This window comes from Aquisalimonas asiatica (genome assembly GCF_900110585.1).
Classification (GTDB): domain Bacteria; phylum Pseudomonadota; class Gammaproteobacteria; order Nitrococcales; family Aquisalimonadaceae; genus Aquisalimonas; species Aquisalimonas asiatica.
This window is the reverse complement of sequence record NZ_FOEG01000001.1, coordinates 71,896-95,098: the sequence shown is the minus strand read 5'-3', so window position 1 is coordinate 95,098 and position 23,203 is coordinate 71,896. Positions and strand designations below refer to the sequence as shown.

26 protein-coding genes and 1 pseudogene are annotated in these 23,203 nt (G+C 65.8%); 18 read left to right on the top strand and 9 right to left on the bottom strand.

Translation table 11 applies throughout. The features are described from left to right. Window positions 1-32: 32 nt before the first annotated feature. Window positions 33-446 (bottom strand): PA2779 family protein, encoded by a 414-nt coding sequence (locus BMZ02_RS00490; RefSeq protein WP_091638992.1) that lies wholly within the window; start codon window positions 444-446, stop codon window positions 33-35. 221 nt (window positions 447-667) lie between these two features. Here BMZ02_RS00490 and BMZ02_RS00485 point away from each other — a divergent pair, with 221 nt between their 5' ends. Genes BMZ02_RS00485 through BMZ02_RS00475 form a run of 3 tightly spaced genes read left to right on the top strand, consistent with a single transcriptional unit; the run spans window position 668 to window position 2,466 of the window. Beyond that, window positions 668-1,423: an NUDIX hydrolase gene (locus BMZ02_RS00485; RefSeq protein ID WP_091638990.1), complete on the top strand. Its 756-nt coding sequence runs from the start codon at window positions 668-670 to the stop codon at window positions 1,421-1,423. A gap of 37 nt (window positions 1,424-1,460) precedes the next feature. Then, complete coding sequence (locus tag BMZ02_RS00480) at window positions 1,461-1,973, top strand: cupin domain-containing protein (RefSeq protein WP_091638989.1); 513 nt, start codon at window positions 1,461-1,463, stop codon at window positions 1,971-1,973. 10 nt (window positions 1,974-1,983) lie between these two features. Continuing rightward, window positions 1,984-2,466 (top strand): CDP-archaeol synthase, encoded by a 483-nt coding sequence (locus BMZ02_RS00475; RefSeq protein WP_091638987.1) that lies wholly within the window; start codon window positions 1,984-1,986, stop codon window positions 2,464-2,466. Here BMZ02_RS00475 and BMZ02_RS00470 read toward each other — a convergent pair. Together BMZ02_RS00470 and BMZ02_RS00465 are read right to left on the bottom strand one after the other, a co-directional pair. Further along, complete coding sequence (locus BMZ02_RS00470; protein ID WP_091638985.1) at window positions 2,463-3,413, bottom strand: metallophosphoesterase; 951 nt, start codon at window positions 3,411-3,413, stop codon at window positions 2,463-2,465. The two genes, BMZ02_RS00475 and BMZ02_RS00470, sit on opposite strands and share 4 nt — an antisense overlap. A gap of 101 nt (window positions 3,414-3,514) precedes the next feature. After that, window positions 3,515-3,991, bottom strand: coding sequence for a magnesium transporter MgtE N-terminal domain-containing protein (locus BMZ02_RS00465; RefSeq protein WP_091638983.1), 477 nt, complete (start codon window positions 3,989-3,991; stop codon window positions 3,515-3,517). Window positions 3,992-4,293: 302 nt separating this feature from the next. Between BMZ02_RS00465 and BMZ02_RS00460 the strand changes: the two genes are divergently transcribed. From BMZ02_RS00460 to cynS, 9 genes and pseudogenes are all read left to right on the top strand, one after another. After that, window positions 4,294-5,151 (top strand): undecaprenyl-diphosphate phosphatase, encoded by an 858-nt coding sequence (locus BMZ02_RS00460; RefSeq protein ID WP_091638982.1) that lies wholly within the window; start codon window positions 4,294-4,296, stop codon window positions 5,149-5,151. A 5-nt stretch (window positions 5,152-5,156) separates the two neighbouring features. After that, a complete protein-coding gene (locus BMZ02_RS00455) occupies window positions 5,157-5,552 on the top strand; it encodes a fluoride efflux transporter FluC (protein WP_091638980.1) in 396 nt (131 codons plus the stop codon). Further along, window positions 5,549-5,959: a fluoride efflux transporter FluC gene (locus BMZ02_RS00450; RefSeq protein ID WP_091638978.1), complete on the top strand. Its 411-nt coding sequence runs from the start codon at window positions 5,549-5,551 to the stop codon at window positions 5,957-5,959. Before BMZ02_RS00455 ends, BMZ02_RS00450 begins: the two co-directional genes overlap by 4 nt. A gap of 66 nt (window positions 5,960-6,025) precedes the next feature. Continuing rightward, a complete protein-coding gene (locus tag BMZ02_RS00445; RefSeq protein WP_091638977.1) occupies window positions 6,026-6,598 on the top strand; it encodes an outer membrane beta-barrel protein in 573 nt (190 codons plus the stop codon). A gap of 177 nt (window positions 6,599-6,775) precedes the next feature. Then, entirely contained in the window at window positions 6,776-7,351 is a 576-nt protein-coding gene (locus BMZ02_RS00440) for an ANTAR domain-containing response regulator (protein WP_171909748.1), read from the top strand. Window positions 7,352-7,635: 284 nt separating this feature from the next. Next, window positions 7,636-9,057: a CmpA/NrtA family ABC transporter substrate-binding protein gene (locus BMZ02_RS00435; protein WP_091638974.1), complete on the top strand. Its 1,422-nt coding sequence runs from the start codon at window positions 7,636-7,638 to the stop codon at window positions 9,055-9,057. 3 nt (window positions 9,058-9,060) lie between these two features. Then, the gene (gene ntrB, locus BMZ02_RS00430; RefSeq protein ID WP_091638972.1) at window positions 9,061-9,900 is read left to right on the top strand and encodes a nitrate ABC transporter permease; all 840 of its coding nucleotides are present in this window, start codon (window positions 9,061-9,063) and stop codon (window positions 9,898-9,900) included. Window positions 9,901-9,910: 10 nt separating this feature from the next. Next, a pseudogene (locus BMZ02_RS00425) lies at window positions 9,911-10,787 on the top strand (ABC transporter ATP-binding protein); the annotation flags it as partial. Window positions 10,788-10,818: 31 nt separating this feature from the next. Then, window positions 10,819-11,262, top strand: a complete 444-nt coding sequence (cynS, locus tag BMZ02_RS00420) for a cyanase (RefSeq protein WP_091638971.1) — start codon at window positions 10,819-10,821, stop codon at window positions 11,260-11,262. Between the two features lie 83 nt (window positions 11,263-11,345). Here the strand turns inward: cynS and BMZ02_RS00415 are convergent, their stop codons facing one another. From BMZ02_RS00415 to BMZ02_RS00400, 4 genes are all read right to left on the bottom strand, one after another. Then, window positions 11,346-11,780, bottom strand: a complete 435-nt coding sequence (locus BMZ02_RS00415) for a PAS domain-containing protein (protein ID WP_091638969.1) — start codon at window positions 11,778-11,780, stop codon at window positions 11,346-11,348. A gap of 8 nt (window positions 11,781-11,788) precedes the next feature. Then, complete coding sequence (locus BMZ02_RS00410; RefSeq protein WP_216110631.1) at window positions 11,789-12,676, bottom strand: DMT family transporter; 888 nt, start codon at window positions 12,674-12,676, stop codon at window positions 11,789-11,791. Window positions 12,677-12,780: 104 nt separating this feature from the next. Then, window positions 12,781-13,107 carry a thioredoxin TrxA gene (trxA, locus tag BMZ02_RS00405; RefSeq protein WP_091638968.1) on the bottom strand — a complete coding sequence of 109 codons (327 nt, stop codon included), beginning with the start codon at window positions 13,105-13,107 and terminating at the stop codon, window positions 12,781-12,783. 96 nt (window positions 13,108-13,203) lie between these two features. Next, on the bottom strand, window positions 13,204-13,890 hold the full coding sequence (locus BMZ02_RS00400) for a GntR family transcriptional regulator (RefSeq protein ID WP_091638966.1): 687 nt from the start codon (window positions 13,888-13,890) through the stop codon (window positions 13,204-13,206). A gap of 135 nt (window positions 13,891-14,025) precedes the next feature. Between BMZ02_RS00400 and fadI the strand changes: the two genes are divergently transcribed. After that, window positions 14,026-15,336 carry an acetyl-CoA C-acyltransferase FadI gene (fadI, locus tag BMZ02_RS00395; protein ID WP_091638965.1) on the top strand — a complete coding sequence of 437 codons (1,311 nt, stop codon included), beginning with the start codon at window positions 14,026-14,028 and terminating at the stop codon, window positions 15,334-15,336. Further along, window positions 15,336-17,507 (top strand): fatty acid oxidation complex subunit alpha FadJ, encoded by a 2,172-nt coding sequence (gene fadJ, locus BMZ02_RS00390; protein ID WP_091638963.1) that lies wholly within the window; start codon window positions 15,336-15,338, stop codon window positions 17,505-17,507. The genes fadI and fadJ overlap by 1 nt, the downstream gene beginning before the upstream one ends. A gap of 52 nt (window positions 17,508-17,559) precedes the next feature. Here fadJ and BMZ02_RS00385 read toward each other — a convergent pair whose 3' ends face one another. Next, the gene (locus BMZ02_RS00385; RefSeq protein ID WP_091638961.1) at window positions 17,560-18,579 is read right to left on the bottom strand and encodes a CobW family GTP-binding protein; all 1,020 of its coding nucleotides are present in this window, start codon (window positions 18,577-18,579) and stop codon (window positions 17,560-17,562) included. 101 nt (window positions 18,580-18,680) lie between these two features. On the opposite strand from BMZ02_RS00385, the gene BMZ02_RS00380 reads away from it, so the two are divergent. Genes BMZ02_RS00380 through BMZ02_RS00370 form a run of 3 tightly spaced genes read left to right on the top strand, consistent with a single transcriptional unit; the run spans window position 18,681 to window position 21,404 of the window. Beyond that, window positions 18,681-19,319, top strand: coding sequence for an ABC transporter ATP-binding protein (locus BMZ02_RS00380; RefSeq protein WP_091638959.1), 639 nt, complete (start codon window positions 18,681-18,683; stop codon window positions 19,317-19,319). Continuing rightward, a complete protein-coding gene (locus BMZ02_RS00375) occupies window positions 19,316-20,530 on the top strand; it encodes an ABC transporter permease (protein ID WP_091638957.1) in 1,215 nt (404 codons plus the stop codon). The genes BMZ02_RS00380 and BMZ02_RS00375 overlap by 4 nt, the downstream gene beginning before the upstream one ends. A 25-nt stretch (window positions 20,531-20,555) precedes the next feature. After that, on the top strand, window positions 20,556-21,404 hold the full coding sequence (locus BMZ02_RS00370; RefSeq protein WP_091638956.1) for a DUF3299 domain-containing protein: 849 nt from the start codon (window positions 20,556-20,558) through the stop codon (window positions 21,402-21,404). Here the strand turns inward: BMZ02_RS00370 and BMZ02_RS00365 are convergent. Continuing rightward, on the bottom strand, window positions 21,392-22,372 hold the full coding sequence (locus tag BMZ02_RS00365) for an NAD(P)/FAD-dependent oxidoreductase (protein WP_091638954.1): 981 nt from the start codon (window positions 22,370-22,372) through the stop codon (window positions 21,392-21,394). The genes BMZ02_RS00370 and BMZ02_RS00365 overlap by 13 nt on opposite strands. Window positions 22,373-22,601: 229 nt before the next feature. Here BMZ02_RS00365 and BMZ02_RS00360 point away from each other — a divergent pair, with 229 nt between their 5' ends. After that, window positions 22,602-23,174 (top strand): hypothetical protein, encoded by a 573-nt coding sequence (locus BMZ02_RS00360; protein WP_091638953.1) that lies wholly within the window; start codon window positions 22,602-22,604, stop codon window positions 23,172-23,174. The last annotated feature ends 29 nt before the right edge of the window (window positions 23,175-23,203 follow it).

The following is a 23,203-nucleotide window of genomic DNA, read 5'->3' as shown; positions in this document are numbered from 1 at the left end:
CGAAGGCGGGTCACCGAGGACCCGACCCGCCCCTATTGGGCGGTCTTCTGCACGAACGGGAAGACGTTCGTGAACCCAAGGATATCGGTGATCAGCAGCACGAGGAAGACGATCAGCGCCGCACTGACCACGGATCCCACGCCAGCGCCGGCCGGTTCATCGGCCATACGCTCGTTGAGCATTTCCAGCTCGGCAGCGGTGAGCGCATTGACTCTGCTTTCAGCCTGGTCGGGGTCCACGCCCCAGGCAACCAGCTGCTCACGGACCTCATCTTCCGCCAGCAGGTCAAGCACCTCATCACGGGTCTGCTCAAGCTCCGCCTCGCCGGCGACGGCATGGGTGTCGATCATGTTCGCCTGGGCGACGGGAATCCAGACCGAAACGGCCAGGAACAGCGCGGCCCAGAAGGCCGAAAGGGCCCGGAAGCCGGTTCGTTGCTGCATCATTGCTAGTCTCCTTCCATTACGGTCCACTGATTGCCGGCTCTCCGCCAACTCCGAAAATGCCGGCCCCAGGGGCAGCACTATTCATTTCCGCGCAGTGCAATGCAAGCGCACCACGCCACCACACAACAATCGTCGCCCACCGACGACGCCATGACGCATGGCGTGAGAAGACAAAACAGGTATTCTTGAGTCATCGTCCACCCCAGCGTTGAGGTGTGCCCATGCCCGTCACCCCGAAGCCGGCCTCCACCGTGATCGTGCTCCGTGACGGCCCGCCAGGGCTTGAAGTGCTCCTCCTCAAACGCAATGCGCGCACCCGGTTCGGCCCCGGCGCCTCGGTCTTCCCCGGTGGCGCGGTCGACGCCGACGACACCGGCCCCACGGCGCCGCCCTGCCCTGTTGATGAAACCGCCGCCAGTACAGAGCTGGGCGTGCGGCGCGGGGGGCTCGCCTACCGGATCGCCGCGATCCGCGAATGCTTCGAAGAGGCGGGCATTCTGCTGGCTCGCCGGACCGACGGCACACCGCTACGGCTGGATGACCCGGCGGCGATGCAGCGATTTCAGGCGTACCGCGAGGCGCTGCGCCACCAGCAGACCACGCTGGCCGACATCTGTGGACGGGAACAGCTCAGGCTGTTCGGCGATGAACTGCTGTATGTGAGCCACTGGGTCACGCCGGCATACGTGCCGAAACGCTTCGACACACGCTTCTTCCTGGCGGTCGCGCCCGCCGGACAGGAAGCCACCTGCTGCGGGCAGGAAACCGTTGACCAGTGCTGGGTCACCCCGGAAGCCGGGCTCGACGCCGAAACCCGGGGGGCGCTGCAGCTCATGACACCCACGCGCGACACGCTGGAGCGTCTGGCGCGCTACGATAGCGCGGAGGCGGTCATCGCCGGTGTCCGCCAGCAACGGCTGGGCGCAAGAATCCCCGGGCACGGGCTGATGGAACAGCGCTTCCCGGACCCTGCATGACCTGCTGCCACGCACACCCGCGAGGGGCACCACGCCGATGACCGATCCCCACCACGACACGCCCCTGCCCGACGATGCGCTCCGGCGCATCGAGACACTCGGCCTGGCACCGCACCCCGAAGGCGGATGGTACCGGCGCATTCATACCGGCACCGTTCCCGTACACCGCCCGGACGGCTCGGAGCGGCCGGGCATCACCCTGATTCATTACCTGCTACCGGCGGGCATGCACAGTGCCTGGCACCGGGTCGACGGTGACGAGATCTGGCACTATCTGGATGGCGACCCGCTCACACTCTGGCACATGGGCGCGCAGGGAACGCCTGCCCGCATCACACTCGGCCCGGCGGCCCGGGGCAGCCAGGCCAACCCTGTCGCCGTCATTCCGGCAGGGGACTGGCAGGCTGCGACGCCGGACGGCCGCTGGACGCTGACCGCCTGCGCGGTGGGCCCCGGTTTCGACTTCGCCGGCTTCACCCTGTTGCGGGAACGGGAGGGCGGTCGTGCCTGGCTCGGCCGGCACGCCCCCGACCTCCTGCACCTGTTATGACCATCCCGCCATGATCGCGACGCTGCAGGTTCTGATCATTATCACGGTCGCCAATGCGGCGCCGGTCGTGCTGAGCTATGTGCTGGGCCGGCGCAGCGGCCGGCCGGTGGACGGCGGCAGCCGCTGGCGCGACGGTCGCCGGGTATTCGGCCCCTCGAAAACGGTCCGCGGCGTCATTGCCGCGGTCATCGCCACAACAGGGGTCACCGCCCTGCTTGGTCTGCCGCTGCTGGTGGGCGCAGCTGCCGGCGCCCTGGCCATGGCCGGCGATCTGGCATCGAGTTTCGCCAAGCGCCGCATGGGGCTGATGCCCAGCAGCCGCTTCATCGGGCTCGACCAGGTACCGGAGGCGTTTCTGCCGCTGCTGGTGCTCATCCCCCTGCCGATGATCAGCACCACCAGCGGCGTCGCGGCCGCGGCCCTGTTCGTCCTGCTGGGGCCGCCCGCGTCCTGGATGCTCTACCGCGCCGGCATTCGCCGGGAACCACACTAATTTGGTGTCAGCGTGTGCAGCACCACTTCCGGCGGGCAGTTATAACGCACGTCCAGCACGGACGCCCCCGCCCCCACGGACGTATACCCCGTCATCCCCTGCCATTCCCACGCGCCGCTGGCGAGGGCGCGGGGGCAGTCGGCGTTGGTGGTCAGGGCGAAACCTCCGGGCAACCGGATCTGCCCGCCGTGGGTGTGCCCGCACAGCATGGCACTCACACCGGCTGCCGCGGCGTCACGATAGGCCTCGGGCGAGTGAGCGAGCAGAATGGCCGGCATGCGGTCCGGGCGCGCTCTGAGGGCACGCACGATGTCGTGCTGGCGGTAGTAGTGCGGATCGTCAACACCGGCCAGCCAGACACCGGTGTTGCTCGCGGGACCGAGCACCAGCCCTTCGTTCAGCAGGACACGAATCCCCAGCGCCTCCACGCGCGGCACCATGCGGATGCTGTCGTGGTTGCCCAGTACGGCGTATACGGGACCATCCAGCGCCGACCGGACGGTCTCGAGCCCGGTAAGCGCAGGCTCGGCATTACCGTTGGTGCGGTAGCGGAAATCGCCGGTGATCACGCACGCGTCCCACTGCAGACCGCTGAGCTGATCCGCCAACCCCTCGGCAAAGCCGGGATCCACATCCAGATGGGGATCGCTCACGTGGAGAAGGCGGTAACCGCGCATTGCCTCCGTCAGACCGGGCACCGGCAGATCGTGCTCCCGCACGCACAGGCGGCGGGCATTACGCTGGCCACGGCGGTACAGGCCCGTGATGCGTAACGCGTACTCCAGGCAAATGCGGCTGAGAGGCAGGTTCTCGATATGGATGGAGCCGGAATCCGGGTCGATTACCGGCTCTCCGCCAGGAATCTCCCGCTTGAGGCGGGACTCCAGGTGGCCGTCGAACACACGGCCATCCAGATATTGCCTGAGCCCGTCATCGCTGTGATCCATGCCGCCCCCCGACTCGTGGAGCCGCACTCCGGGCGCGCGGCAGCACCCGAAGCACTGCTGCTACCGTAGGCGGCACGGGACGACGGGGCAAGCTGTCCCGCTCAGGAGACAGGCTCGCGCCGACGTCCGCCGCGACGCGCCATCACCCGCGCCAGCGCTGCCCGCCAGCGAGGACGGGACTCCCGCGCGGATACGGCGGCCGCGGATGCCATCTGCGCTTTCAGTGCGCCTTCAACCGCCGTGCGCCGGGACTCGGGCAGATCGCTCAGAATCAGCTCTCTGGTGGCCTCGTCAGCGTGCTTCAGGGCATCCACCAGAAGGTCATTGCCGGAGAGCCCCACCAGGCGGCGCCGGTTATCGCTGTTCAACGCGCCCAGCAACACGGCCCGCTCCGCAGGCGCCATGGCCAGGTAACCAATGGCGCCCCGGTTGAACGGCAGGGCGCGGAAGGCCTGCACGCGCTCTTCAACCGACAGCATGGAGAGCCATTCCGCCAATTCAGGCGCAGCCCAGTCGGCGATATCCCGGGGCAGCTGCAGGCGGCCACGGCGGTAAATGAGCTGTTTTCTGTCGGTCATGGCCCCCTCCTTTGCTGGTTGGCGAATTGGCGTGCGAACCGGTCACGATCAAAGGCGGAATGCTACGCCGCACAACGCCATAAGTCAATGACTTTGCAGTTATTTCCCAGACATCCCCAGGGTTGTTCCCCGGGGGCCACAATCGCCCTCCGCCACCCCCCGCGACGGCACTGCCCTGCCGTGGGGGTTCCCCCGCCTGTACGGCTCCGGTAGGCTCCGGCCGGTACTCGCTTTCCGGGGCCGGTCGCGCACGCCGCGGCCATGCGCCCGAATCATTCCGACCGCTGCGGAGGACGGCCCAGATGGCCCTTTACATCGTCGTGCTGCTCGGCATCGTCCAGGGCGCGTTCATGTTCCTGCCGGTCAGCTCCACGGCCCATCTGGTTCTCACCCAGCACTGGCTCATCGCCCAGGGCGCGGACATCCCGCCCCCCGACAGCGCCGAAATGATCCTGTTCGACCTGGTCGTGCACGTGGGCACTCTCATCTCCATTGTTATCGTCTTCCGGCGCAGTCTCTTTAGGCTAATTCGTGACGGTCTGCTGGGGCTGGCACGCATGCGCCACCAGTACCGCCCGTTACCACTGACCATCCGCCTGGCCCTGCTGTGTGCCCTGTCGGTGCTCGCAACGGGCGTTATCGGCATTACCTTCAAGCTTTTCTTCGAGGCGGTGTTCGCCCGCCCGGCGATGATCGCCGGCACGCTGACACTGACCGGGGTATTGCTCTGGATCACCGACCGGCTCCCTCCCCGGCCCCGCGGCCTGCGGGATATCCGTGTCGGCACGGCCCTCGGTATCGGCGCCGCTCAGGGCCTGGCGCTGGTCCCCGGCATCAGCAGGAGCGGCATTACCATTGCCGCATCGCTCCTGTTCGGGCTGAAGCGGCGGTGGGCCGCGGAGTACAGCTTCTTTCTCGCCATCCCGACCATTCTCGCCGCGACGCTTGTCCAGGCCGTGGAGCTGCAGGCCGCGGGCGGGACCACCCAGCTCGGCTGGATGGACATGCTGGTCGGGCTGATCGTGGCAGCCGCAGTGGGCACGGGGGCGCTCTATCTGGTGGTGCGCCTGCTGTACAAGGCAAAGCTGCGGATCTTTTCCTGGTATCTCTGGCTGCTCGCCATACTGGTAGGCTTCGGACTCATTCCTCTGGGATACTGAACGTCATGGGAACACTGATCACCTATGCTGCCATTGCCGCGGGTGGAGCCGCTGGAGGCGCACTGCGCTACCTGGTCGGTACCGCGGTGGATCTGCGTTCCGGGAGCACGTTTCCCTGGGGCACCTGGATCGTCAACGTCAGCGGCTCGTTGCTGCTGGGCGTCCTGGCCGGGCTTGTTCTCCGCCTCGGATGGCCCGGCGAGACGTGGGCTGCCGCCCTGATGATCGGCCTGTGCGGCAGCTACACCACCGTGTCGTCATTCAGCCTGCAGAGCATCGGACTGGTCCGGGACCGGCAAGGGCTCAAGGGGGCCGTCTACGTGATCTCGTCACTGCTGGCCTGTCTGCTTGCCGCAGCGCTCGGCCTTGCGCTGGTCACCGGCGGAGTCCCTGCGCCATGACCCTGCGGGACTGTCTCGCCGTCGCCATCGGCAGCGCCTTGGGCGCCATGCTCCGGCATGGCGTGTCCGACCTCTACGGCCTGCTCGGAACCCTGGACTTTCCGTGGGACACGCTCCTGGCGAACACGCTCGGGTCGTTACTGATCGGCTGGCTCGCGGCCCTTACCGCCCCGGAAGGGCCGCGCCCGCTGGGCCCAAGGGCCCGGTTGTTCCTGATGGGAGGCATCTGCGGGGGGTTCACGACCTTCTCGGTGTTCAGCCTGGAGACCGTTGCATTAATGGCGAGCGGTGCGTGGGCACCCGCGGCCATGAACATCTCGGTCACTCTCACCCTGTGCCTGCTACTGACATGGGCGGGCTACGGCCTGGCCCAACGCATGGCCCGGCGGGACGTCGCCAGACGGTGACAACGATACGCCACCGGTGGAACATGCGATCCTTGCTCTCGACATATTCCCAACAGGAGTCACGTGATGAAACGGCTATCTGCGCTGACGGCTGCAGCCATTCTGTTGCCCGCCACAGCCGGCGCAGCGAACCTCAGCTACAACCACATCGAGGGCGGACTGAACTGGGCGGATCCGCCGAACCGCTTCGGGGATAGCGACTTCGGCCTGCTGATCCGTGGTCAGGGTCACCTCAACGACACCATCTTCGCGCGGGGGCAGTTCCAGAGCCACCGCTTTGACATAGGCAGCGGCCCCGACTCCACCACCATCAGCCGCGACGTCCTCTGGGGCGGTGTCGGGTTCCGGCTGCCCACGCAGCAGCGCGACCTCGACATCTACGGTGCCCTGGACCTGGGCTACGACTTCGGCGATCAGGATGACCCGGGGTTCCGGCTCGAGGGCGGTGCCCGGGCCTATCTCGACCCGGGCTGGGACACCACCGCCGGGGTCCGGCTTTGGCGCTTCAACGATGCGAGCAGCAACGTCCAGGTCTTCGGCAGCGGTTACTACGAGGTGGCACCACAACTCTCCCTCGGTGGCGAACTTGCCGTCGGCGATTTCGATGAGATCCTGTTCGGCGCACGCTACACGTTCTGACCCGGCTCCGGCGCCATGTTGGTGCACACACACCATGCGTGCACCAACATGGCACGGCTTCTCCCCCCTCCTGCCTGCAACTCCCTGATTCAACTCTACCGCAGTCAAGGCACGGTGCTTGCTTCCTGCTTACCGACGTGTTCCCGGAAATCCGAGGTACAACCTCAGGAGCAAGCAATGGCAACACGAGTCATGCTCGTTGACGAATCCCCAGACCGGGCCGTCTGGCTCGGCGACGCCCTGAACGACGCCGGCTACGAAGTGGCCTGCACCGTAAAGGCCGACGAAGACCTCTACCAGCGCGTGCTGGATATCCAACCCGATGTGATCATTGTTGAGGCCCGCTCGGGACGGCGGGACATTCTGGAAGGCCTTGGGACGCGGCATTCACCCTACCCTAAACCGGTGGTGCTGTTCACCGAACACAGCGACCCGGAGCTGATGCAGGCGGCCACCGCCGCGGGGGTGAGTCCCTACGTGGTGGGAGGCCTCTCCGCCGAGGGCGTGCGCTCCATCATCAACGTGGCCATCAACCAGTTCCATCAGTACGAACAGCTGCGGCATGAACTGGTGGACGCGCGCACGCGGCTGGAGCACCAGCGCCAGATGGAACAGGCCAAGTGCTTTCTCATGGAGCGCGACGGCATCAGCGAGAATGACGCCTACCACATGCTGCGGCGAACGGCCATGGAGCGCGGCCGGCCCATCAGCGACATTGCCCGCGCCTTCCTGCGCGCCAACGGACGTGCCTGACTGACCACCAACCGCGCCGTGCCGGTGCATACCGCCCCACAACAGTGCACCGGCACCGCCAGACCGCCCGTAAAGAACGACTAAAAAACCTGAAATCAGTTCCTTACAAACATGGCATGCGCCATGCATCACTTGATCTGACACGCGCAAATCCGGCTCAACCGCGAGCAGCGGTTCCCAACGGCGGGACGTCAGCCGGATTCGCCAACCTGAACCTGGCAAGGGCGCCTACCACCGACAGCGGTGGGGCGCCCTTTTTTTGTTGCGACAACGAGGGCGATGCGATGACCAACAAATCACTCGGCGATCCGTTCGACCCGAACAGCGACCTGCGCCACGGCGCGGGTTGCACGTGCAGTACGTGTCATGACCACGGCCATGACGCCACCGCTGGCGGCGACCAGCACGCGCTGGCGTCACCCCACGACCAAAGCGGTGCCCCCGGAGATCGCGAGGCGCTCATGGACCGCCTGATCGAGAGTGCGGTGGTCCGGGCATTGTTCGGCCACCACGACCCCAGCCGGCGGCAGGTTCTGCAGATGATGGGGGCCGGCACCTTCGCCGCTGCCCTCGGATCCATGTTCCCGCTCGAGGCGGCGAAAGCCCTGCTCAAGGACGATCTGGGGACGCCGGAGAAGCGCGACCTGAGCATCGGCTTCATCCCGATCACCTGTGCTACCCCGATCATCATGGCGCACCCCATGGGCTTCTACGAGCGCTACGGACTGAATGTGGACGTCCGGCGTGAAGCGGGTTGGGCCGTCGTTCGTGACAACTCCATGAACATGGAGCACGACGCCGCGCACATGCTGACCCCAATGCCGCTGGCCATCACCATGGGGGCCGGTTCCAGTTCCATGCCCTTCCTGATGCCGGCAGTGGAGAACATCAACGGCCAGGCCATCACGCTGCGCATGGACCACAAGGACAAGCGCGACCCGAGCCAGTGGAAGGGGTTCACCTTCGCCGTGCCGTTCGAGTACTCCATGCACAACTTCCTGCTGCGCTACTACGTGGCCGAGCATGGCCTGGACCCGGACAACGACATTTCCATCCGCGTGCTGCCGCCACCGGAGATGGTCGCCAACCTGCAGGCGGGCAACGTGGACGGCTACCTGGCGCCGGACCCGTTCAACCAGCGCGCGGTCTGGGACGAGGTGGGCTTCATTCACATGCTCACCAAGGAGATCTGGGACGGCCACCCGTGCTGCGCCTTCAGCACCAGCCGGCAGTTCGCCGAAGAAGCGCCCAACAGCTTCGGTGCCCTGTTCAAGGCCATCGTCGACGCAACCCACTACTCGTCGGACCATGACAACCGGGTGGAAATCGCTGAGGCGATCTCGGGGCGCAACTATCTGAACCAGCCCACCTCGGTGGTGGAACAGGTGCTCACCGGCCGCTATGCCGACGGTCTTGGCGAGGTCAAGAACGAGCCCGACCGCATCGACTTCGACCCCTTCCCCTGGCATTCCATGGGTGTGTGGATCCTGACGCAGATGAAGCGCTGGGGCTACATCGACGGCGACGTGGACTACAAGGGCGTGGCCGAGGACGTCTATCTGGCCACGGACTGCGGCAAGATCATGCGCGAGCTTGGTTACGACGCCCCGGAGGTGACCTACAAATCCCACACCATCATGGGCAAGGACTTCGATCCCGAAGAGCCGGAAGCCTATGTGGACAGCTTCGAGATCCGGAGGTCATAAGCCATGCTGACCAGCGAGAACCTGAAGGCGGCGCTATTGAGCGTCGCCCTGCTGGTGGTCCTCCTTGGCGCCTGGGAGTGGAGTATCGAGGGGGCCATCCTTCCCGTCGGCGACCAGGAACTGAGCGAGTACGAGCAGCTCACCGGCGGCAGTGGCGGTGGTTCCCGCATACCGGCACCGTCGGCGATCATCAGCCACGCCGTCACCGAGCTCAGTGACCCGTTCTACGTGGCCGGCAGTAACGACATGGGCATCGGCGTTCAGCTGGCCCATTCAGTGGGCCGCGTGTTCGCGGGCTACTCCCTGGCACTGCTGGTGGCGATCCCTCTGGGCTTTCTCATCGGCATGTCGCCGATCATGTACAAGGCTCTCAACCCGTACATCCAGATCCTGCGGCCCATTTCGCCGCTGGCCTGGATGCCGCTGGCACTGTTCCTGATTCGCGACTCCGGGGCATCGTCGATCTTCGTGATCTTCATCTGCTCCATCTGGCCGGTGTTGCTGAATACCGCCTTCGGTGTCGCCGGGGTGTCGAAGGATCTGCGCAACGTTGCCAGAACCCTGGAGCTGTCATCGCTGAAAACGGCGTTCGCCGTGATTCTGCCGGCAGCGGCACCCACCATTCTCACCGGCATGCGCATCGCCATCGGCATTTCCTGGCTGGTGATCGTTGCCGCCGAGATGCTCGTGGGCGGCAGTGGCATCGGCTACTACATCTGGAACGAGTGGAACAATCTGGACATCACCGCCGTCATCTTCTCGATCCTCATGATCGGCGTTGTCGGGATGATCCTGGACAGCATCCTGGCCGCGGCCACCCGCATGGTCCAGTACGACACCTGAGGAGCCTGTCATGAGCAAACCGTTTCTGTACGTGGAAAACCTCAAGAAGACCTTTCCCGGCGCGCGCGGCAAAGACGACCTGACCGTGTTCGAGAACGTCAACTTCGGCATCGAGAAAGGCGAGTTCGTCTGTGTCATCGGCCATTCGGGCTGCGGCAAGTCGACCATTCTCAACGTCATGGCGGGACTGGATGAATCCAGCGACGGCTACGTGTTCATGGACGGCAAGGAGGTGCAGGGCACCAGCCTCGACCGTGGCGTGGTCTTCCAGAACCACAGCCTGCTGCCGTGGAAATCGGCGCTGGCCAACGTCACCTTTGCCGTCAAGTCGAAATGGCCGGGCTGGTCGAAGGAGAAGGTCCGCGACCACGCCATGCAGTACATCGAACTCGTCGGCCTCAAGGGCTCCGAGGACAAACGGCCGTCCCAGCTCTCGGGCGGGATGAAGCAACGGGTGGGTATCGCCCGCGCGTTCGCCATCGAACCGAAGATGCTGCTGATGGACGAACCCTTCGGCGCGCTGGACGCCCTCACCCGCGGCAGCATCCAGGACGAACTGCTCAAGATCTGCGCCGAGACGAAACAGACGGTGTTCATGATCACCCACGACGTGGACGAGGCCATTCTGCTCTCGGACCGCATTCTGCTCATGACCAACGGCCCCCATGCGCAGGTTGCCGAGTCCGTCACCGTTCCCATCGACCGTCCGCGCAAGCGCGAGACGCTGGTGCGTCAGGACGGCTACTACGAGACCCGGAACCACCTGGTGGACTTCCTGGTACGCCGATCCAAGGAGCTCCAGGGCGAGTACGTCCAGGATGACGGCACCACGGAAACCGAGACCGAGACAGCGCCGGCCAGAGCGGCCGCCGGCAGCAACTGAACCCATCCATAGATCACAAACCACAGGAGAGCATGATGGACAAGCACCTGATGCGCGAGACAATACTGGAGGCCAAGCGCCAGAAAGGCGTGAGCTGGGAGTCACTGGGCAAGGCCACCGGCATGTCACCGGTCTTCATCTGTTCCGCCTGCCTCGGCGAGAACAGTATGGAGCTGGAGCAGGCAAAAGCGCTCGCAGGCGCACTCGACCTGGGCGATGACATCGCCAGCATCCTCACCGAGTACCCCAACAAGGGGCAGCGCGCCGCGGAGATGATCACCGACCCGCTCGTCTACCGCCTGAACGAGGTGGTGATGGTCTACGGCGAGACGCTCAAGGAAGTGATTCAGGAGAAGTTCGGCGACGGCATCATGAGCGCCATCGACTTCACCATGGACGTGGACAAGCAGGAAGACCCCAAGGGCGATCGGGTCATCCTGACCCTGAACGGCAAATTCCTGCCCTACAAGCGCTGGTGATCCGGCGTGGCTCTCCGGGCACCGGATGTCGCCCGGAGAGCCCCACCTGGCGACGTCTCAGGCAATCCGGCGGCAGCAGGCGATCAACCGTTACCTGTGGACTTCTCCAGGGCGGCGACCCTCTGCTCCAGCTCCTTCTGCGCGGTCACGTCCTTCTGGATGCCGATGTAATAGGTGAGCTGATCGCGCTCGTTATACACCGGCGTAATACTGAGCTCGTTCCAGAACATGGAACCATCCTTGCGATAGTTCCGAAGCACCTGCCGCGTCGCCCGCCCGTCCATGATTGCCGCGCGGATTTCGTCCAGCGCGTCCTGGTCGCGGTCGTCGGCCTGCAGAAAGCGGCAGTCCTGATAGAGGATCTCGTCCGCACTGAAGCCCGTGAGGCGTTCAAACGCCGGATTGACGTAGATCAGCACATTATCATCGCCTTCCTGCTCGGCAATCACGATGCCGTCGTTCGATGCATTCACCAGCATCCTGAGCAGGTCCGCCGGAATGGTCTCCAGATCATTCATGATGACGCTTATTGTTCCCTGGTTGTCTGGCTCTGTGCCTGCGCCGAGCGTACCGATTCGTAAGCGGCGGCACCGACAATGAGTGCTCCACCAATGATTGTGCTGGAGCCGGGCAGTTCCGACAAGACGAGCGCCGCCAGAACGGTGGCGTAAACCACCTGAAGACAGTTGATGAGACTCACGGATACGGCACTGTGGTGGACCAGCGCGTTGGCGAACAGCGTATGCGGCAGCGCCGTGAAGACAACGCCCAGCAGCACGATCAGCGCCCACTGCCCCGCGCCCAGCTCGAACGAGCCGCCCCCGAGGAACGGCGCGGTCAGGGCCAGCACCACCAGCACCTGGTAGAACATGGCCGTCTTGCCTGGGTAGTGCCGGAACCGGTGGCGCTGGATCACGTTGCGCAGGGCATAGGTAAACGCCGACAGCAGCCCCCAGAGCACGCCCTGGGTGGTGGTGTTGTCCAGCGAGAACTCCGGCACCATGAGGTACACCCCGGCCACCACTGCCAGCGCTCCGGCAAGATCCGCGAGCCTCGGCGGCTGACCATGGAAGAACGGCTCGATGAACACGGTGATCACCGGGAACGTGAACAGCGCCACGATCCCCACCGCCACGGTCGAAACCTGCATGGCGTGGAAATAGGTGAGCCAGTGCACGGCAAACAGGACCCCGAGCCCCAGCACGATCGCGTAGTCACGGGAACGGTCCAGCCGGAAATCGAACCGCGTCAGCAGGAACAGCCCCAGCAGCGCCAGGCCGGCGAACAGACTGCGCCACACGGTGATATCCAGCGCCGGCAACGCGATGAGCTTGGAGAACAGCGCCGTTCCGCCCAGTAGCAGTATGCCGATATGGAGCTGAATCAGACTGGTCTGCCGGGTATCAAGCCGCACACCCCTCTCCCCCGGAAAAGCGAAGGCCGGCGGTGGGCCGGCCTCGCGGAAACCGATCAGTCACCCCCGCGGCACCCGGTGGGCCGCGGGAGGCGATCGACAGATCAGAGGTTCTGATCAATAAACGCGGTGAGCTCGCTCTTCGACAGCGCCCCGACCTTGGTGGCCTGCACGTCGCCGTCCTTGAACAGCATGAGCGTGGGAATGCCCCGCACGCCGTACTTTGGCGCGGTTTCCTGATTCTCGTCGATGTCGACCTTCACCACCTTCAAGCGGTCGGCGTAATCCTCCGCCACCTGGTCCAGAACCGGCGCGATCATCTTGCACGGGCCGCACCACTCCGCCCAGTAATCGACGAGCACCGGCCCGCTGGCCTTCAGCACTTCGCTGTCGAACGTACCGTCGGTGGCGTGAACGATTCGGTCTGACATGACCCCTCCATAGAAACCGGAATAAAGAACCCTAATGGTACAAATTCCAGCGCAGCGGCGCCAACGCATCAGCAGTGATCGCAGTGATAGACCGGGTCAATCCATACGCTCGAAGCTCGCCATGGCGAGCCTGAGCTCAAGGGCGGCCAGCTCGCCGATCGCCCCCGATGCCCTCACGCCGTCCCGGTCCATGACACAGCGCATCATGCGCCGCATGACGTCCAGATGGGACCCGACCGCCGCCGCCCGCGCCTCCCGGGAATGATACAGCACCCGGCGCAGCCCCGGCTCCAGATCGGTAAGCAGCTCATCGAGCAGGGGGTTGCCCACAATCGGCGCGCACGCCCTGGCAAAGGTGAAGTTGTGCTCGTAGTAGCCCTCGACGTCCCCCTGTTCCGCACAGTTGATCATGCGCTCCACCACCGTGTAGAGCGCTGGCAGGCTCTCCGGTGTCCATCGCTCGGCAACGGCACGGGTGAGGGTCTGGTAGAGCGGCGTCACCACCTCGTACAGGCAGCGGACATCGTCCGGCCCCATGTCGCTGACCAGGGCACCCCGGCGCGGCAGGATCCGCACCAGCCGCCGCTTCTCGAGGACCCGCAGCGCCTCACGCAGCGGCCCGCGGCTGACCCCCATGTCCGCGGCAAGCTGCATCTCCAGCAGCCGGCTCCCGGGCGGCAGCTCGCCCTTGATGATGCGCTCACCCAGCGCTTCGGCAAGGGTGACAGACAGATTGCCCTCGCCGCCTGACGGCGAGGGGTCGACAATCGTACTGACCGGCATCCGGTAACCTCTGGATTCAACCCTGAAATTGTCGACAATAATAAACCAACAAGCATTCTTGTTGACAAGGAATGATTACTTTGCAGAATTGTCGACAACAACGTATCGCCGATCCCCTCGGCTCAGGAGGACGACGTGGCAAAGACGACCCAACCGACACAATCCAGTGACCGCATCGCCGTGGTGGACGGGCTGCGCACGCCCTTCGCGCGGCAACTCACCGCCTTCAGCGATCTCAACGCGATCCAGCTTGGCACCATGACGACCACCGAGCTGCTGGCGCGGATGGATCTGGATCCGGCGCTGGTGGATCGCATCGTCTACGGCCAGGTCGGCATCCAGCCGGAGGCCCCCAACATTGCGCGCGAAGTGATGCTCGCCTCGGGCATGCTGCCCTCCACGGACGCTTACAGCGTCTCACGGGCCTGCGCCACCAGTTTCCAGTCCACCGCGGACATCGCCCAGGCGATCCAGCTCGGGGACATCGAGATCGGCATGGCGGGTGGGGCCGACTCCACGTCAGTCCTTCCGATCCAGTTCAGCAAGAAACTCTCGCGGGCATTCATCCGCACCACCAAGGCGAAGACGCTCGGCGAGAAGCTGAAGCTGTTCAAGGGCATTCGCCTGAAAGACCTGGCCCCGAACCCGCCGGCGGTGAAGGACTACTCCACAAATCTCGGCATGGGCGATATCGCCGAACAGATGGCGAAGAATCACGGCATCTCCCGGGAGGAGCAGGATCAGTTCGCCCTGCGCTCCCATCAGCTCGCCGCCAAGGCGTGGGCCGACGGCAAGCTGAGCACGGAGGTCATGCCCGCATTCGTACCGCCCTACAAGGGTGCAGCGCTGGAGCAGGACAACAACGTGCGCGGCGATTCGAGTATGGAAAAGCTCGGCAAACTGCGACCGGCCTTCGACCGCAACCACGGCACGGTGACCGCGGCCAACAGCACGCCGCTCACCGACGGCGCGTCGACTCTGGTGCTCATGAAGGAGAGCCGCGCCCGGGAACTGGGCTATGAGCCGCTGGGTTACATTCGCTCCTGGGCCTTTGCCGCCACCAACCCGTTCAACGACGCGCTCATGGGCCCCTCCTATGCGACGCCCATTGCGCTGGAGCGCGCCGGGCTCAAGCTCGCGGACCTGGAGCTGGTGGACATGCACGAGGCGTTCGCCTCCCAGACCCTGGCGAACATCAAGAACTGGCCGTCGAAGCAGTTCGCCAAGGACGTGCTCGGCCGGGACGAGGCCATCGGCGAGATCGACTGGGACCGCTTCAACGTCCTGGGCGGCTCCATCGCCTACGGCCACCCGTTCGCCGCCACCGGCGGCCGGATGATCATTCAGACCCTGCACGAACTGCGCCGTCGCGGCGGCGGCACGGCATTGAACACGGCCTGCGCCGCCGGCGGCCTGGGCGCGGCCATGATCCTGGAGGTGGCGTAATGGCAACGGCGAAGGAACAACCGGGCAACGAAACGACAATTTTCCACGTCAATCGGCGCGAGGACGGCATCGCGGTGGTCACCATCGATCTGCCAGGCGAGAGCCAGAACGTGCTCAGCCGGGCCCTCATGGAAGAGGCCACGGCCTCCATGGATGCGCTGGAGAGTGACCAGTCCGTCAAGGGCATCGTCTTCATCAGTGGCAAGCCCGGCTCATTCATCGCCGGCGCCGACATCGAGATGCTGCAGGCGTGCCGTAGCGCGGAGGAGGTCACGGAGCTCTCCCGCGCCGGCCAGGCCTTCTTCGACCGCATCGCCAACCTGAACGTCCCGGTGGTGGCGGCGATCAACGGCATGTGCCTGGGCGGTGGTCTGGAGCTGGCACTGGCCTGTCACGGCCGCGTGTGCACCGACGCCGACAAGACCGCTCTGGGCGTGCCGGAAGTCATGCTCGGCCTGCTGCCGGGCAGCGGCGGCACCCAGCGGCTGCCCCGTCTCGTGGGCATCCAGGCGGCCCTGGGCATGGCACTCACCGGCAAGCAGATCCGCCCCGCCAAGGCCAAACGCATGGGCCTGGTGGACGACGTGGTGCCCGAACCCATCCTGGAAGACGCGGCCATCCGCATGGTGCAGAAACTCCAGGGCGGCAAGAGCGGCAGCAAGCGCCGCCGCACCTGGATGGAATCCGCCCTGGAAGGCAACCCCCTCGGCCGGCGGATCGTCTTTGATCAGGCCCGCAAGCAGGCCCAGAGCAAGACCCGGGGCAACTACCCCGCCCTGCCCCGGATCATCGAGTGCATCGAGACGGGCATCAACCGCGGCATGAAGAGTGGGCTGGAACTGGAGGCCAAGCGCTTCGGCGAGCTGGCCATGACGCCCCAGGCGCGTCAGCTCATGAACATCTACTTCGCCACCACGGCGATGAAGAAGGACACCGGCACGGATGACGCCTCCGCCGCCCCGCGGCAGGTCGAACGGACCGCCGTCCTCGGCGCCGGCCTCATGGGCGCCGGTATCGCCTTTGTCACCACGAACAAGGCGGGCCTGCCGGTGCGGCTGAAGGACATCGCCGTGGAGGGCCTGAACAAGGGCATGCAGCACCTCAACGATCAGCTCCAGGAGAAGGTCAAGCGGCGCAGCATGACGGCGTTCGAGGCCGACGTGCAGCGCAACCGCGTCACTCCCACCCTGGATTACAGCGGTTTCAGCGGCGTCGACATCGCCATCGAAGCGGTGTTCGAGGACCTGGATCTCAAGCACCGCATGGTGCAGGACATCGAGTCCAACGCCGGCGAGACCACGATCTTTGCCACCAACACGTCGTCCATCCCGATCACCCGGATCGCCCAGGGCGCCAAGCGGCCGCAGAACGTCATCGGCATGCACTACTTCTCGCCGGTGGAGAAGATGCCGCTGCTGGAGGTGATCGCCACCGACCGGACCGACCCGGAGGTGATCGCCACCACCGTGGACGTGGGGCGCAAACAGGGCAAGACAGTGATCGTGGTCAAGGATGGCGCCGGCTTCTACGTCAACCGCATCCTGGCGCCCTACATCAACGAGGCGTGCCACATGCTGAGCGAGGGTGTCGCCATCGACCGCATCGACGAGACCATGCTCAACTTCGGTTTCCCTGTGGGGCCATTCGCCCTGCTCGACGAGGTGGGCCTGGACGTGACCGCCAAGGTCGCGCCGATTCTCCACGATGCGTTCGGCGATCGCATGAAACCGGTGGCCGCTGCAGATGCCATGCTGTCGGACGGACGCTACGGCAAGAAGAGCCAGAAAGGGTTCTACCAGTATGGCGGCAAGAAAAAGAAGGGCAAGAAGGCGGTGGACGAAAGCGTCTACAGCCTGCTCAGCATCGACCCGAGCAACAAGGCGCGGGAGTCGGACATCATCGACCGTACGCTGTTGATGATGCTCAACGAGGCCGCCCGCTGCTACGACGAGGGCGTCATCCGCAGCCTGCGGGACGGCGACATCGGCGCGGTCTACGGCATCGGCTTCCCGCCCTTCCGCGGCGGCCCGTTCCGCTACATGGACGAGCGCGGCATTCCCGAGATCGTGCAGCGTCTCAAGGAGCTCCAGCAGCAGCACGGGGAGCGTTTCGCCCCGGCGGAGATCCTGGAGCGCATGGCCGCAGGCGGCGAACGATTCCACGGGGATTGATCGGTATCCCGAGCAATGGGTGGTGGACCTGAAGGTCCACCCTACCCCGCTTCTACCCCTTGGCGGGAGCCAGTCGGGCACCCTGCAGGGCGGCTTCGACCGCGTCCCAGTGGGGTGGCGTGTGTTCGTCGGCGATGCATTCCACGCGACTGTCCGTCCGCCAGGACGCGGCGCGGACGGATAGGGCTCCATCGGCCCGGTCGAACAGGAACCAGCCGTTATCGCAGTGGAACACGCCCTTGACCCGGGCTCCGGGGGCGCAGCTTCGCAGGACTTCCGCCACGTGATCCTGGTCGAAACAGTCCCCGGGATGAAACCGCCAGCCACAGGCCGTAAGCCCCTGGCCACTGTTCTCCTGTCGGACGGGCCTGCCTGGCTCGGGCTCGGCAACCGGCGTCTCCCCCCGGTCGTGGTGATGATCGTGCGCGTCCGGGAACAGCGCCCTGCGCCCGGGGTGGACACCGACATCCAGCCAGGCCGGGTCGATCCGGCCGTCCCGAACCAATTCGACCCGCGCCTTCGGCGGGAAGTGCGCGTGCGCCCATTCCCGGAACCGCTCAAGATCGGCTGGTTCGCACACATCGATCTTGTTGGCCACCAGCACGTCGGCCAGCTCCACCTGATCACGGAACACCTCACTGGCCATGACCCTGTCCTCGGCCAGCCGGCGCGGATCCACCAGACAGACCGTGGCGCGCACATCCAGCGCCTCGCCAAGGCTGTCGCCGCGCAGGGTATCCAGCACCCTCGCCGGGTGGCCCACTCCCGTTGGCTCGATCAGCAGCCGGTCCGGCCGCGCTTCCCGCAGCAACCGCGCCAGCGTCACCTCCAGCGGCGCACCCATGGTGCAGCACATGCAGCCGCCCGGGAGCTCGCGGATCACCGCTTCACCTTCCCCTGAACCCAGTGCAGCCCCGTCCACCGCAACCTCCCCGAACTCATTCACGAGCACGGCCCACCGCTCACCACCGGGGGCACGCGCCAGCAGGTTGCGCACGGCCGTGCTCTTGCCCACACCGAGGAAACCGGTTATCACGTTGGTCGGGACATGGGATACTCTGCGCCGCACCATTCGAAAGGGACTCCCTGGGTCAGGACCGGGCGACGACTGGTGACGCCCGCCGCAAAAACGATATACTATAACACTTTATCAGATAACGGTCCGGAGGCCGGATGCTCGGGATTCAGGATGTTGCCTACCGTTACAGGGACAGTACCACTGTCACGCTCCCTGACTGGCACGCGCAAACCGGTGAACACTGGGCACTGCTGGGTCCGTCCGGCAGCGGCAAGAGTACCCTGCTGAACGTCCTCGGCGGCCTTCTGCGGCCTGCCAGCGGCCAGGTCACCATCGGCGACCAGCAACTGAACACGCTGGACGAGCGCGCGCTGGACCGCTTCCGGGGCCGGCATATCGGCATTGTCTTTCAGACGCTGCACCTGGTGGACGCACTGAACGTGCGGGACAACCTCCTCCTGGCCCGCTACTTTGCCGGCCTGCCGCAGGATCGTGACCAGGTGGCCCGGGTACTGGACACCCTGGGCATCGGCGACCTGGCAAAACAGGCGCCCAACCGGCTCAGCCAGGGTCAGGCACAGCGGGTGGCCCTGGCGCGGGCCGTGATCAACGAACCCTCGGTGATTCTCGCCGACGAACCCACGTCCGCCCTGGACGAGGCCAACTGCAGCCAGGTGATGGCGTTGCTGGGCAACCAGGCCCGCGCATGCGGTGCGACCCTGGTCGTGGCAACCCACGACCCGCGCGTCCGGGACTACATGGATCACACGCTGGAACTGGAGGCCGCCGGATGAACCTGTTTCGCCTGAGCCTCGCCTATCTGCGCCGCAACGCTCTGTCCGCGCTGCTCAACCTGCTGCTGCTGGCACTGGGCATCGCCACCATCACCGTGCTGTTGCTGTTCAGCCACCAGATGGAGCAGCGCCTCACCCGGGACGCCGGCGGCATCGACATGGTTGTCGGCGCCCAGGGGAGCCCGATGCAGCTGATCCTCTCCAGCATCTTCCACATCGACGCACCCACCGGCAACATTCCGCTGGAGGATGCACGCTGGGTGCAGGAGCACCCACTGGTTGCCGATACCATCCCGCTCGCGCTCGGCGACAGCTACCGCGGCTTCCGTATCGTCGGCAGTGAACACAGCTACATTGGCCACTACGGCGGCACCCTGGCGGACGGTGCGCTCTGGGAGGACGACATGGAAGCGGTGCTGGGCGCCCGGGTTGCCGAACGTACCGGGCTCGGCGTCGGTGATACCTTCGTGGGCGTTCACGGCATCACCGCGGAGGGCGCCGTGGGCGGAGAGGTCCACGATGACCACCCCTACACGATCACCGGCGTGCTGGAGCCGACCGGCAGCGTGGCGGACCGGCTGATCCACGTGAGCGTCCCGAGCGTCTGGAAGGTGCATGATCACGATCATGAAGCCGACCATGAACACGACCATGGCGACGACGAGCGGGAGCTGACGGCCCTGCTGGTGCAGTACCAGTCGCCCCTCGCTGCCGTGACCCTGCCCCGTGCCATCAATAGCCGTGGCCAGTTGCAGGCGGCGGCCCCGGCCTACCAGACCGCAAGACTGATGCAGCTCATGGGCGTGGGGATGGATACGCTGCGCGCCTTTGGCTGGATTCTCGTGGCTGCCGCCGGTCTGGGCGTGTTCATCGGCCTCTACAACGCCCTCAAGTACCGCCGCTACGACCTTGCCCTGATGCGTGCACTCGGGGCCTCGCGTGGCAGACTGGTCAGCCATGTGCTGATCGAGGCGACCCTCCTGGCCCTGCTGGGCGCACTGCTCGGTCTGGCCCTCGGGCATGTGGCGGCGGAGATCATTGGCCAGGCGTTCCGCCAGACCCAGCAACTCAACATTACCGGTGCGGTCTTCCTGATCCAGGAACTCTGGCTGGTGGCGCTGGCCGTGGGCGTGGGCATAATGGCGGCGTTGATTCCCGCCATCCAGGCTTACCGGACCGATATCGCCGAGACCCTGGGTCGCGGTCGGTAACCGCAACGTGAGAGGACTGACCACCATGACAGTGCGTTTGCCGATACTAACCCTGATCGCGGCGGTGGCCGTCGCTCTGGCCGCCTGCGGCGGCGACGAGCCGGAGGTGGATACCGGCAGTGACGCCCCGGCGGTTACCTCGGGCGAAGAGGACAACATCCGGGTCTACATGTCGGGCATGGACGAGTTCGGCGAGGTCGCGGGGCTGACCACCTCCAGCGACGACGTGCTCGAACTGACCCTGGCACTCCATGATGACGACGGCGCGCCGATGGCCGACGAAACGCTGGAGGTCAGCTCGCTGGTGGGCAACGAGCTCAGCGACAGCACACTGCTCACCAACGACGAAGGACAGGCCGAGCTGCGCCTGCGGCCCGCCCTGCCCGGTCAGGACACGCTCACCATCACCGGCGGTGGCTCCAGCCGCCAGCTCTCGGTCTACGTCTCCGACGAGTCCTACGGGCACCCGCTGGAACCCATGGAAGAACGCGCCCAGGAGCTGCCCGAAGTGGACGGGGCGGTCTCCTGGGACCTCATCAGCAGCGTCGAAACCCGGGAAGGCGCCAGCGGCATGCTGGAGCCCCTGTTCGACGATGACATCCGCGCCCTGGACGGTGAGGAAGTGAAGCTGCAGGGCTTCATGATGCCCCTGGACAACAGCGAGCGGCAGCGGCATTTCCTGGTCAGCCGGACACCGCCCAGCTGCTTTTTCTGCCTGCCCGGCGGGCCCGAGACCGTGGTGGAAGTGGAGCTCGAGGAGTCGCTGGCGTTCACCTTCGACCCCATTCTGCTCTCGGGGCGCATGCGCCTGATGGAGAACAGTGACATGGGATTGTTCTATCGCCTGGATGACGCCGAGCTTCAGGAGAACTGAGCCGGGTCGGACAGCGCCCGCGCCAGTTTCTGCCCGCTGAGATAGGCACCCTCCACCCGGTCGCCGTTGCACCAGTCGCCGCAGGCAGCGATACCGGATGCGGCATCCAGCAGATACCCGTCTGCCAATGGTTCAATGCACTGGCTGTACCGCCAGCGGTGGACGCTGAGCACCTCCGGAGGCGTGCGCAGCCCGGCCGCGCTCTGAAACGCGGCGGCCAGCTCTCCGGCCACCTCTCCGGGTTGCTGCTCGATCCGCGCCGCCGACCACGCTCCGCTGCCGTGGGCCACCCAGATCGGGGTATTGCCCCGCCCGGGTTTGCTGCCGTCGCGGGCAATCCAGCGCAGGGGATGCTCCACCACGAACGCCGCATCGAATGCCGGCGCCGGCTCCAGCCCCCGGACGATCGCCGCCCAGCAGCCCTGCATGCGTGCATGGCCGGCAGCGGCCGCCAGAGACGGTGCGTGCGGGCGCAGCAGCGGCTCCGCCTGGGGCGCCGGCACCGCCAGGACGACCTGCTCGACGCCGTCCAGGCTGCTACCGTCGTCGATATCCAGCACCCAGCCGCCACCGTGCCGACGCAGCCCGGTCACCCGCACCGACGCACGCACATCCAGCCCCTGGGCAAGCCAGCGGGTGATCGCACTCATCCGCGGTGCACCCACCCACCGCTGCTGGCCATCGGCCACGTCCGTGACCCGGGCGTCCTGTAGCCGGACCAGCCGCCCGTGCCAGGGCGCCGCCACACCGGCTGCTTCCCACCGGGCAACGGTGTCCACGAACTCGGGGTCGCGGGCGGTGAAATACTGGGCACCAAGATCACCCTGCCAGTCATCCCGGCGGCGGGTGCTCATTCGCCCACCCGGGCCACGCGCCTTCTCCAGCACGGTGACATCATGTCCAGCCGCTTGCAGAGCACCGGCGCAGGACAAACCGGCAAGGCCGGCACCAACGACAACAACACGCATGTGCAGACTCCCGTCCGTAATTGGATCGCGGCGGCGCCTCGCGACGAACGGATTCACTCCGCGGGGCCCGGACCGCCCGGGCATGATACTTTCGTGAACCCCATCTCAGCAGCCCCGTATCCGATTGTTTACCGTCAACAGTCGAAATCGCTGCTTTACGGGGCGTGTCGGAGCAGTGGCCGGGGCGCGCGCGTCCACCCCCCTCTTATCCGCAGAGCAGGACAACGTCATGACACCTATCGCCACGTTTCTCGCTGCCACCTCCGCCATGTTGCTGGTGAGCCTGATTGCGATCCTCGTCTGGAGCCTGGGCCGTGAACAGCACTACGAGAAGCAGCTGCGGGAGAAACAGAACGAATACGCCGAAGCGCTGCGGCGCCAGGGCGAGCTGACGGCGGAAGTCTCCAAGCTGCAGGGCGAACAGAGCAAGGCGGCCCAGCGCGCGAAGCGCATGGAAGGCCTGTACAAGGAGCGCGGCGAGCTGATCCGGGAGCTGGGCCTGGACCCGGCGGCACTCGAGCGCGGGCTGGCCGGCCTGCACGGCATCAACGCGTTCAGCCGCATCCGGGTGGGCGTCTCCCTTTCCGCGACGCTCAACCGGCTTACCCTGCAGGAGTACTGCCTCGCCACCGGGGGGCAGCCGGAGAAGCTGTTCCAGCAGATGAATACCCGCCTTGCGCAGGGGCACGGCGGTTACCAGCAGGACCACCACTCCCGCGAGCTGGTCGCCGACATGATCGATGACAACCGCATCATGCAGCCGGTGAACCCGATCACCGAAGACGAACAGATGGTGACCTGACCCCGTCATCCGAGAACCGCCGGTCACGG